Raw genomic sequence first — 8,542 nt, 5'->3', positions numbered from 1 at the left:
GCCCGACAGCGCGCAGTCGCTGGTTCGTGGATGACGAGGGGGATGAGTGCTGAAGTATCGAAATACGCGAGCATCGTCACGCCGTGCTCAGCGGCGCTGGTCGGCGACGAGATCGCTCACGGTGCCGGACGCGTCGACCGGCTCGGGGAGTGCGGCGAGCCCCGAGTCGGGGAGGGTTGCCAGTCCCGCGCGCACGAGGGCCTCGAGCCCGGACTCGACGCCGATCGGCACGATCCGTGCAATCGGACGTCCATGGTCGGTGACCGTCAGTTCCGTTCCGGCACGCACCTCGGCCAGGTGCCGACTCAGGCCGTCGCGCAGCTCACGGATGCCGATTGTGGCGCTTTTCATGAGCCGAGTGTAGCCACACTTCGGAACACATGAGATCTGTGACGCCGGCCGACACGGTAGTCGTGGGTGTCGGACCCGGTACGCGGCTTGCGCTGGATCCGGCGGGGTGGCCCGATCATCCCCGTCGTCCGACGCGTGGCACCATGGCTGAATGACCTGGACGATCCGCCCGGCCGACATCGCGGATGCCGACGCATGGGCTGCCGTCCTCGTCCAGAGCTGGCAGGAGGCGTACACGAACCTCCTTCCCGACGGCTTCTTCACGCCGGAGTACGCGGAGTCGCGCAGGCAGTGGTGGCGAGGCACTCTGCAGGACCCGCCGCTGGGTTCGGTGTTTCGGGTCGGCATCCGGGACGGGCAGATTGTAGGCATCGCGATGTCGGGAGCGGCCGTCGCCGCCGACGGCGAGGACTTCCCGCGTGAGCGCCAGCTCTACCTGATCTATGTCCTGGAGAGCGAGTACGGCACGGGTCTCGGCCAGGCGTTGCTGGATGCCGTCCTCGGCGATGACCCTGCAATGCTGTGGGTCGCCGAACGCAATCCGCGCGCGATCCGCTTCTATGAGCGCAACGGGTTCACTCTCGACGGCGCCCGAAGGGAAGACGAGTATCGGCCGCTGCTGAGCTCGGTGCGGATGGTTCGCTGAGTCTCTCGACCAGTTCTTCGCTGGAGAAGGGGGACGTGCGGTAAGGCGTCACCCATGCTCAATAGATGAAAAACAATCTATTAGAGATAGAATTGAGTCATGATCTCGCTCGAATCACCCCAGCGGTTAGGGGAGATACTGCGTGCGCAGCGCCTGAGTCGTCACCGCGATCAGCGCGATGTCGCAGACGCGGCGGGTGTGAGTGTGCAAGCGCTCCGACGGCTGGAGCGAGGCGAGGGTAGTTCGCTCGCAACGGCGTGGGCGGTCGCAGACACGCTGGGAGTTACGTTTCATGCGAAAGGTCTGGCGACCACCGAGGAATCGTCACCGAATCGTCAACGCGTGTCATCTCCGCTGAGGCAGAAAGGCGAAGAGGATTCTCGCGCAGCCCGGGTAAGCCGCGAACTGCATCGGGCGGTCGCGCGGAAACTGCGCTCGAATCCTGACGACATTCGTTCACGAGCTCTCGAGAATATTGCTCGAATGCGCCTCAACGCGCGCGGAGCCCTGTCGCAAGGGTGGCTCGATGATTGGGAGCGCATGCTCGACGCCCCAACCGGGGAGCTGATCGAGTTCATGCTCGCGACAGGTGAGCGCGCCGATGACCTGCGCCAGATGACGCCGTTCGCGGGCCTTCTGTCGGAGGATGAGCGGCGCGACGTCGTGCGACGAGCGGCTGCAGCGTGAGACGGGATCAGCTCGAGCACGCCATACGCGCGGCAACAAGGATCGTGAAGCAGCGAGAGATCATCATCATCGGATCCCAGTCGATTCTTGGCTCGTGGGACGAGAGTGAACTCCCCGCCGAAGCGGTGATGTCTGTCGAGGTCGATATGTGTCCGATCGAGGATGACGATGTTGAGTCGCTTGCGACGGAGATCGATGCCGCAGTGGGCGAGATGTCTGTGTTCCACGAGACACAGGGCTTCTACATTCAGGGTGTGGGACGGCGGACCGCAAAGCTGCCCCTCGGCTGGGAGTCTCGGCTCGTTCCGGTGAGCGGCGAGAACACAGACGGTGCTGTCGGATTCTGCCTCGATCCGCACGACCTCTGTGCAGCCAAACTCATCGCGCACCGCGAGAAGGATCGCGCCTTCGTCGCTGCTCTGCTCGAAGCGTCGCTGGTCGACCCTGCGCTGATCGCCGAGCGGTTAGCGTCGATTCCGGATGAGGCCGAGCGCGCTGCGACCGCGCATGCATGGCTCTCGCCCTGGTTGTGAGCCACGATGCCCGCTTTGCATGAGCGCGCGATCGCAATCCGCGAGAACGAGACCTGACCGCCGCGGCCCATGGCGCGACGCAAGAATGGAGCCATGGCCTTTTCGAGCCACCCTCCGTCGTTGCCCGGCCGGGCGATTATCGCCCAGCGCTGGTCGCAGGCGGTCTTCCTGCATTGGCGGGTGGATGCCGCGCGCCTCGCTCCTCTGCTGCCGCCGGGGGTGCGTCCCGACACGTTCGATGGTTCGGGCTGGGTCGGTCTCGTTCCCTTCGTCCTGTCGAAGCTGCAGTTTCTGCCTGCCCCGCCGGTGCCGTTTCTCGGGACGTTCAACGAGATCAACGTCCGCACCTACGGCGTCGATGACGAGGGTCGGCGCGGGGTGGTGTTCCTGACGCTCGAGGCCGAGCATCTGATCCCTGTGCTGACAGCCCGCGCCCTGTTCGGTCTGCCGTATCGGTGGGCGAGCATCGGCCATCGCCAGGATGCGCAGGATGCCGGCACCGTCGAGTACCGCTCCCGGCGCCGACGGGCAGACGGTGCAGCGCGGCGTGGCCCAGGGACACGCCTGCGTGTTCGGGTCGGTGATGAGGTCGTCGATGACGAGCTGTCGCGCTTCCTCACGGCGCGGTGGGGCTTCCATGAGTGGCACCTCGGCCACACGATCTGGGCCGCCAACAGGCACGAGCCGTGGCCGTTGCGGCAGGCGGAGCTGCTCGGCATCCGTGATGGTCTCCTAGCTGACCGAGGCTTCGCGGAACTTGCCGGGCGCCGGCCCGACTCGGTGCTGGCGATGCCGATGGATCATCCCGGCTTCATGACGCAGTTCGCGGCTCCCGTTCGCGTGCGCTGAGGGATGCTGCGAAGGCACTCTCATCCCCATCTCGCTATCCCTCCGGATCGCTAGACACGATGTGGGTGCCCGGCGAACGCATCATGCGTGCGCCTCGCGAACCCAGCATCCCGCTGCCCATCGGAGTGGTTTCCCGGCAAGCGCAGCATCCGGTTATCCGACGAGCACACCATCCAGCCGCCCCACGAGCGTCTTCTCATCACCCTCACGGGGCCTCGCCTCGCGCCAGGGTGGTCGATTGGGTGGGGGTGGCGGATCCCACGCCCACGCCCACGGCGCCTTCGTCCGCAAAACCCTCGGGGTCGCCGGTTCGCCGTCGAGACCCACATGCCCGAGCGGTGGCACGAGAATGAACGCGCCGTGGCCGTCGCGGATGATCTTCCACCCGTTGTTGTGGAGCTGCATGTGGTGGAACCGGCAGAGCAGTATGCCGCGGTCGATGTCGGTTCGGCCGTTCTCGGTGGCGACGTGGTCGATGTGGTGGGCCTCGCAGTACGACGCCGGCACGGGGCATCCTTCCCCGGCGCATCCGCCGTCGCGAACTGCCAGCGCGATCTTCTGTTTCGTCGTGAACAGGCGCTGCTCGTGTCCGACATCGAGCGGGTTGCCGCCACTGTCGATGGTGACAGTCACGGTTCCGTTCATGCAGATGTTGCGGTCGACGACCGATCCGGGCAGGGCATCCCCGCCGTCTTCGGCGTGGCCGGTCTTGATGAGCCGCCCGATCGGGTCCCGTGGCCCGTCGGCATCGCCCACCATGACGATCCGCACCCCGGGTTGGCGTGCCCCGAAGACATCCGAGGCGTTGGCAAGTGCCCCGGCACGGATGAGATCGACGAACAGGTCGTACTCGAGCTGCTCGTTGCTGCGCGGATCGTCCGAAAGCTCCTTGGCGGCGGCGCGGTCGGCATCCGAGATGAACCGGGGGCCACCACGCCGTGGACGCAGCGCCGCGGCGAACGTCGACCGCAGCCAGAGCGCCATCTCATCGTCGAGAAGCAAGTGGCCATGGTGTTGCCCGTGCTGATCGATCCACATGCGCAGCGACCGCTTCTCGTACCGCTCCTGGAACCGATTCTCGGCGCCGACGGGGTCGAGGATGTCGCGCAACTGCCGGGCCCGAGAGCGCAGCTCCTCAACGGATGCCCCCGCTACAGCCTCATCGACGAGGGTCTCGGCCGCGACAGACCACGCGAGAGCAGCGGATGCCGGGTCCACCCCATCAGCCTCGGGCTCACCCAGACCACCACGGATCGCATCGTGCTGAGCCGTCGTCAAGCGACCGGCCCACAGGGCTGACTGCAGCGGAGCGTGCCACGGCGCGCGAGTGGCGTCGGGGGAGTCATCCGTCACCGGTGCCGGCTCAGCACCCGAGGCAGCAGCCGCATCCGGCGCCGCGCCATCGAGCAGCGACTGTCCGACGCGCACCTGCCGCAGCGCATCAGCGCGCGTTCCGCCGGTGATCGACTGCACCAGAGCAACCGGTGACGCGTGCCCCTGGGTGGCCGCGAGCCCGGAATGTCCGTTCTCGCGCTTCGACCGCTGGGCGGCGACGCCCGCGACCACCGACTGCAACCGTTCCGCGTCGTTCGCGATGCCGGTGACCTCTCGCAACACCTCCAACACGGATGCATCACTGAGCGCCGCGGCGCCCGACGGGAGGCTCGAGGGCTCGACATCCAGCTCAGCGAAGACCGCGAGCCGGTCAAGCCGCTCGCGCATCGCCGTGAGGATGTTCATACGCTCACTCTCTCACCGACCTCCGACATTCATCGCGGGCCGCAACAGAACCGAAAACAGCCTGTGGACAGGTCATTTCTCAAGCCGCCTGGGGAGGAACCGACGCCCGCGAACGCACACGACCTAAGCTCGACACCAGACCGACATCGGCGCACCCAGGCCCGGAAAAGGAGTGGCATGATCAACCCCACCCGCCCGCGCGCCGACGCACCGACAGGCACCCCGCCCGTGCCGCGCGCTGACCTCGCGGTCGCGGCTGCTGCCGTCATCCTCGCCGCGGTCGCCCTCGTCGCCTCGAGCCTGCAGTCGGGCTTCGCGCCCCTCATCACACTGACCCTCACCCCACCCGGAATCGCCCCGGCCGACGGCGGAATGATCATCGTCGTCACTCCGACGCCCGACGTGTGGCCCGGCATCCAGATGGGCGCGGCGATCGCCGTACTGCTGCTGTTCGTCGCCGCGATGCGCCTGCTGCTGCTCGTCCCTGCCGTCCGCAGACGTCACGCCACGGATGCCGCAGCCGATCGCCACACCTGGCGCTGGATCGAATACTCGCAGCTGGCCGGGGTCGGCACCTTTCTCGTCGCGCAGCTCAACGGCATCACCGAGGTCACGAGTCTCGTGCCGATCTACGCGCTGGGCGCCGCCGGAGCGCTCTTCCTCATCGTCCACGATCACCGCGCCGCGACCGGCCGCTTCGGCGGTCCCGCCTTCGCCCTCGGATCCGCGGTCGCGATCGTGCCGTGGGGCGTCATCGCCTTCGCGCAGATCACGTCCCTCCTCGCAGGCTTCGAGGTTGCGGCATCCGTTCGCATCGTGACTCTGCTGGTGCTGGCGGCCTCGGCATCCGTCTGGGTCGTCACCGGATGGCGTGCCCGCCGCGATATCAAGCGAACAGACGGATGCCGCACCGACGCGCTCCTCGGATGGCTCATCCCTCTCGCACCCGCCGCGCTCGTGCTCTCGACCCTCTGGGTGGGCTGAGTCGGGCTCTCACGCCTCGGGACCGCCGGTTCGCCGTCGGGTACGCGCCGCCAACGCACCCGCTGCCTCGCGCTGGTTGAGCCCTGCTGCGAATGATCCGTGTATCGCGATGCGATACGCGATACGCTCGAATGGTGATCGTGAGCTTCCGGCACAAAGGGCTCCAGGCGCTTTATGAGTCAGGCTCGACGAAGGGTGTGCAGCCTGCACACGCGCCGAAGCTCACTCGCATCCTGGGTCTCCTCGATGTCGCGCAATCGTCCGCAGACCTCGCGATCCCGGGATTTCGCGCACACGAACTGGGGGGCGACGTCGCTGGCCACTGGTCGATCTGGGTCAGCGGCAACTGGCGAGTGACCTTCAGATTCGTCGGGCAGGATGTCGAGCTCGTCGACTACCAGGACTATCACTAAGGGAGGAGCATCATGATGAAGAGCCCACCGCACCCAGGGCAGATCATCGGGGAGGACGTGCTCGGCGAACTGGGGCTGACTGTCGCGGAAGCGGCCGCACGACTCGGCGTTTCCCGCGTCACGCTTAGTCGTGTCATTCACGGACATTCCGGGGTGAGTCCGAACCTCGCGGTCCGTCTCGAGCGCGCGGGCGTCGGGACGGCCCGCGCTTGGATGGCGATGCAGACGAGTTTCGACCTCGCCCGCGAACTCGAAGGCAAGAGCCACGACGTGGAGCCCCTCGTCGTCGCGTGACAAACGTGGAGGCTCTCGAAGCGTTCGAGATGGCCCAGGATGTTGCGGCATACCGGCAGGCCAAGGCCGAGGATGACGGCACCCGCGTGACCCTGGGTGGGCTGAGGGCCGTTACAAAGCCAGGTGCTGCCGCAGGGCGTCGTCGAGCGCGCCGAGCGATTCGCCGGTAAGGCGGCCAGTCACGCGGCTCACACGCGAAATCGACACTGCGCGCACCTGTTCGGCCTGGGCTTTGCTGGGCCGGGGGAGTCCCGATTCTTCCGGCGAGAGAAGCACCTGAAACGGATGAACCGTCGAGATGTTCGAGGTCACCGGAACGACCGTGATCACCCCGTGTCCGGTGCGCGCAGCGCTGAGGTTCGCTGTCGCGTTGCTGACAACGATGGCCGGGCGAGTTCGCGCGGCTTCGGATCCGACGGCTGGGTCGAGATCGACGAGCACGACGTGACCGCGTCGCAACGCGCGCACAGGATCTGTCACGGCCGCGCAAGTCCGTCGCCGGATGCCGCATCCCACGCATCATCGGCAGGTTCGGCGAAGGTGTCGGCGTAGGCATCCGCGAGTCGTTCTTCGCGCAGCACTCGCACGGCGTCTTGCACCGCCGCGGACCGACTGGAGTAGACGCCGGATCGAGTCTGGTCGTCGAGGAACGCGAGGTCATCGGTGCTGAGGCTGAGGCTGACTTTCACATGCACCATTCTTCGATGCTACCGAAGTAGCAAGATCACGGGTGGAGTGAGTTGGGGATGCCTGATAACAAGAACACAGCAGGGGAGGAGCGCATGCAAAATGCAGGCATCCGCGCCTACTCTGGCGCTATGCCGGTGAACATCACGATCCGCAACGTGCCCAATGAGGTGCGCGACGAGCTCGCTGCCCGCGCGGCGCGGTCGGGCATGTCGCTGCAGGAGTTCCTGAGCGCAGAGTTCGTCCGCATCGCGAGCACGCCCAGCGCGGCGGAAGCAGCGGTGCGTGCGCGACTGGCCGCCAGTGTGAATCCCGCCCTGACAGCGGACGAGATCGTCGCTGCTGTCCACGAGGGGCGTCGATGACAACGGATGCCGATAGCGTGGCACCCGCGCCCGTTGTGCTCGACGCATCAGTCGTTGTGGCCATGGTCGCGTGAGGCGGCGAGCTCGGATACGTCGCACTTGCCGAACTCACGAGCGCCACGCTCGTGACCTGTAACGCCCGGGTGCAGAGCACCCCGGGTGCGACGGCTTCGGTGGAGGTATTCGCGTAGACAAGCCCGACGGCTAGCGGCGATGTCACCTTCGCGGCCTTCCGCACGTACATGAATGTGCGGCAGATCACCGTGATCTGCACAGCGAAGGGAGTGTCACATGGATTCTGTCCGAGTCACCCGGGATGAGTTCATCACAGTCGTCCAGCGGAATCGGGACGCACATCGTGATGTCTTCGAGCGTGCGCTCGAGGGATACCGCAAGCGGTGGATCCAGGAGCTGGAGACGCGCCTTGCCGACATTCGGCGCGGCGGGCAGGTCGACCAGTACTTCCGGCTGCCCGAGCCTGAGGACCACACTGACGACTATGACCGCATCCTGACGATGGCGGCGATGTCGGTCGACGAGGAACTCAGGTTCTCGGAGGAGGAGTTCGCGCAGTACGTGATGGACCAGTGGTCGTGGAAGCGCGAGTTCGCGCGCACGACCGCTCAGTACGTACCCGAACGGAGGGTCGCCCGCCGCGGCTGAACGCAGCGGCGCTGGAGCGGGCTCGGGTTCAGCGCCCGTCCCGCTCCAGCACGTCGCGGAGCCGATCGAGCGCGCGGCGTACAGCCTTCTTCGCGGCGTCGCGGGAGATTCCGGCCCGGATTGCGACCTCGTCGATCGGTAGGTCAGCGACGACTCCCCAGACGATGAGTTCGACGTCCCGCGGATGCTCTTGTGCCAGCTGCTTCAGCGCTTCTTCGACCGTGATGCGCGTGGCAACAAGCGTGCTCAGGCTCGGCGAGCGGTCGTCCAGTGCGCGGTGCAAGCGCTCTTCGACGAGCGGGTCGTTGATGCCGGCGAAGTCGACCGGAT

At 66.6% G+C, this 8,542-nt stretch carries 14 protein-coding genes and 1 pseudogene; 10 read left to right on the top strand and 5 right to left on the bottom strand.

What is annotated here, in order from left to right; genetic code table 11:
* Positions 1 to 87 precede the first annotated feature (87 nt).
* On the bottom strand, positions 88 to 351 hold the full coding sequence (locus tag Q1V87_RS02275) for a type II toxin-antitoxin system Phd/YefM family antitoxin (RefSeq protein WP_300590680.1): 264 nt from the start codon (positions 349 to 351) through the stop codon (positions 88 to 90).
* 151 nt (positions 352 to 502) lie between these two features.
* Here Q1V87_RS02275 and Q1V87_RS02270 point away from each other — a divergent pair, with 151 nt between their 5' ends.
* The 5 genes and pseudogenes from Q1V87_RS02270 to Q1V87_RS02255 all read left to right on the top strand — a co-directional run bounded on the left by Q1V87_RS02270 (position 503) and on the right by Q1V87_RS02255 (position 3,066).
* Complete coding sequence (locus Q1V87_RS02270) at positions 503 to 997, top strand: GNAT family N-acetyltransferase (protein ID WP_300590679.1); 495 nt, start codon at positions 503 to 505, stop codon at positions 995 to 997.
* 99 nt (positions 998 to 1,096) lie between these two features.
* Positions 1,097 to 1,276 (top strand): annotated as a pseudogene (locus tag Q1V87_RS16255) (helix-turn-helix transcriptional regulator); the annotation flags it as partial.
* Positions 1,277 to 1,480: 204 nt separating this feature from the next.
* Positions 1,481 to 1,684 carry a hypothetical protein gene (locus Q1V87_RS02265; protein ID WP_300590678.1) on the top strand — a complete coding sequence of 68 codons (204 nt, stop codon included), beginning with the start codon at positions 1,481 to 1,483 and terminating at the stop codon, positions 1,682 to 1,684.
* Positions 1,685 to 1,728: 44 nt separating this feature from the next.
* A complete protein-coding gene (locus Q1V87_RS02260; RefSeq protein WP_300590677.1) occupies positions 1,729 to 2,217 on the top strand; it encodes a DUF6036 family nucleotidyltransferase in 489 nt (162 codons plus the stop codon).
* Positions 2,218 to 2,310: 93 nt separating this feature from the next.
* The gene (locus Q1V87_RS02255) at positions 2,311 to 3,066 is read left to right on the top strand and encodes a DUF2071 domain-containing protein (protein ID WP_300590676.1); all 756 of its coding nucleotides are present in this window, start codon (positions 2,311 to 2,313) and stop codon (positions 3,064 to 3,066) included.
* Between the two features lie 153 nt (positions 3,067 to 3,219).
* On the opposite strand, the gene Q1V87_RS02250 is transcribed toward Q1V87_RS02255, so the two are convergent.
* Positions 3,220 to 4,806, bottom strand: coding sequence for an HNH endonuclease signature motif containing protein (locus tag Q1V87_RS02250; RefSeq protein WP_300590675.1), 1,587 nt, complete (start codon positions 4,804 to 4,806; stop codon positions 3,220 to 3,222).
* Between the two features lie 177 nt (positions 4,807 to 4,983).
* On the opposite strand from Q1V87_RS02250, the gene Q1V87_RS02245 reads away from it, so the two are divergent.
* From Q1V87_RS02245 to Q1V87_RS02235, 3 genes are all read left to right on the top strand, one after another.
* A complete protein-coding gene (locus Q1V87_RS02245) occupies positions 4,984 to 5,790 on the top strand; it encodes a hypothetical protein (RefSeq protein WP_300590674.1) in 807 nt (268 codons plus the stop codon).
* A 131-nt stretch (positions 5,791 to 5,921) separates the two neighbouring features.
* Positions 5,922 to 6,203, top strand: coding sequence for a type II toxin-antitoxin system RelE/ParE family toxin (locus Q1V87_RS02240; RefSeq protein ID WP_300590673.1), 282 nt, complete (start codon positions 5,922 to 5,924; stop codon positions 6,201 to 6,203).
* Between the two features lie 12 nt (positions 6,204 to 6,215).
* Positions 6,216 to 6,497 carry a HigA family addiction module antitoxin gene (locus Q1V87_RS02235; RefSeq protein ID WP_300590672.1) on the top strand — a complete coding sequence of 94 codons (282 nt, stop codon included), beginning with the start codon at positions 6,216 to 6,218 and terminating at the stop codon, positions 6,495 to 6,497.
* 111 nt (positions 6,498 to 6,608) lie between these two features.
* On the opposite strand, the gene Q1V87_RS02230 is transcribed toward Q1V87_RS02235, so the two are convergent.
* Both Q1V87_RS02230 and Q1V87_RS02225 read right to left on the bottom strand, forming a co-directional pair.
* Complete coding sequence (locus Q1V87_RS02230) at positions 6,609 to 6,977, bottom strand: type II toxin-antitoxin system PemK/MazF family toxin (RefSeq protein WP_300590671.1); 369 nt, start codon at positions 6,975 to 6,977, stop codon at positions 6,609 to 6,611.
* Positions 6,974 to 7,195, bottom strand: coding sequence for a ribbon-helix-helix domain-containing protein (locus tag Q1V87_RS02225; protein WP_300590670.1), 222 nt, complete (start codon positions 7,193 to 7,195; stop codon positions 6,974 to 6,976). The genes Q1V87_RS02230 and Q1V87_RS02225 overlap by 4 nt, the downstream gene beginning before the upstream one ends.
* 48 nt (positions 7,196 to 7,243) lie before the next feature.
* On the opposite strand from Q1V87_RS02225, the gene Q1V87_RS02220 reads away from it, so the two are divergent.
* Both Q1V87_RS02220 and Q1V87_RS02215 read left to right on the top strand, forming a co-directional pair.
* Positions 7,244 to 7,549, top strand: coding sequence for a hypothetical protein (locus Q1V87_RS02220; RefSeq protein WP_300590669.1), 306 nt, complete (start codon positions 7,244 to 7,246; stop codon positions 7,547 to 7,549).
* A gap of 291 nt (positions 7,550 to 7,840) precedes the next feature.
* Positions 7,841 to 8,212, top strand: coding sequence for a hypothetical protein (locus Q1V87_RS02215; protein ID WP_300590668.1), 372 nt, complete (start codon positions 7,841 to 7,843; stop codon positions 8,210 to 8,212).
* Between the two features lie 28 nt (positions 8,213 to 8,240).
* Here the strand turns inward: Q1V87_RS02215 and Q1V87_RS02210 are convergent.
* A partial coding sequence (locus Q1V87_RS02210; RefSeq protein WP_300590667.1) for a hypothetical protein occupies positions 8,241 to 8,542 on the bottom strand: 302 nt, incomplete at its 5' end.

This window comes from Microbacterium sp., assembly GCF_030149085.1.
GTDB lineage: Bacteria > Actinomycetota > Actinomycetes > Actinomycetales > Microbacteriaceae > Microbacterium.
This window is presented reverse-complemented; position numbering and strand designations above follow the sequence as displayed.

Bases quoted from the DNA above. Each gene is read 5' to 3' on its own strand.
- Q1V87_RS02225 (WP_300590670.1), bottom strand. From the start codon at position 7,195: ATGGTGCATGTGAAAGTCAGCCTCAGCCTCAGCACCGATGACCTCGCG.
- Q1V87_RS02255 (WP_300590676.1), top strand. From the start codon at position 2,311: ATGGCCTTTTCGAGCCACCCTCCGTCGTTGCCCGGCCGGGCGATTATC.
- Q1V87_RS02270 (WP_300590679.1), top strand. From the start codon at position 503: ATGACCTGGACGATCCGCCCGGCCGACATCGCGGATGCCGACGCATGG.
- Q1V87_RS02245 (WP_300590674.1), top strand. From the start codon at position 4,984: ATGATCAACCCCACCCGCCCGCGCGCCGACGCACCGACAGGCACCCCG.
- Q1V87_RS02250 (WP_300590675.1), bottom strand. From the start codon at position 4,806: ATGAACATCCTCACGGCGATGCGCGAGCGGCTTGACCGGCTCGCGGTC.
- Q1V87_RS02265 (WP_300590678.1), top strand. From the start codon at position 1,481: ATGCGCCTCAACGCGCGCGGAGCCCTGTCGCAAGGGTGGCTCGATGAT.
- Q1V87_RS02275 (WP_300590680.1), bottom strand. From the start codon at position 351: ATGAAAAGCGCCACAATCGGCATCCGTGAGCTGCGCGACGGCCTGAGT.
- Q1V87_RS02235 (WP_300590672.1), top strand. From the start codon at position 6,216: ATGATGAAGAGCCCACCGCACCCAGGGCAGATCATCGGGGAGGACGTG.
- Q1V87_RS02215 (WP_300590668.1), top strand. From the start codon at position 7,841: ATGGATTCTGTCCGAGTCACCCGGGATGAGTTCATCACAGTCGTCCAG.
- Q1V87_RS02220 (WP_300590669.1), top strand. From the start codon at position 7,244: ATGCCTGATAACAAGAACACAGCAGGGGAGGAGCGCATGCAAAATGCA.
- Q1V87_RS02240 (WP_300590673.1), top strand. From the start codon at position 5,922: ATGGTGATCGTGAGCTTCCGGCACAAAGGGCTCCAGGCGCTTTATGAG.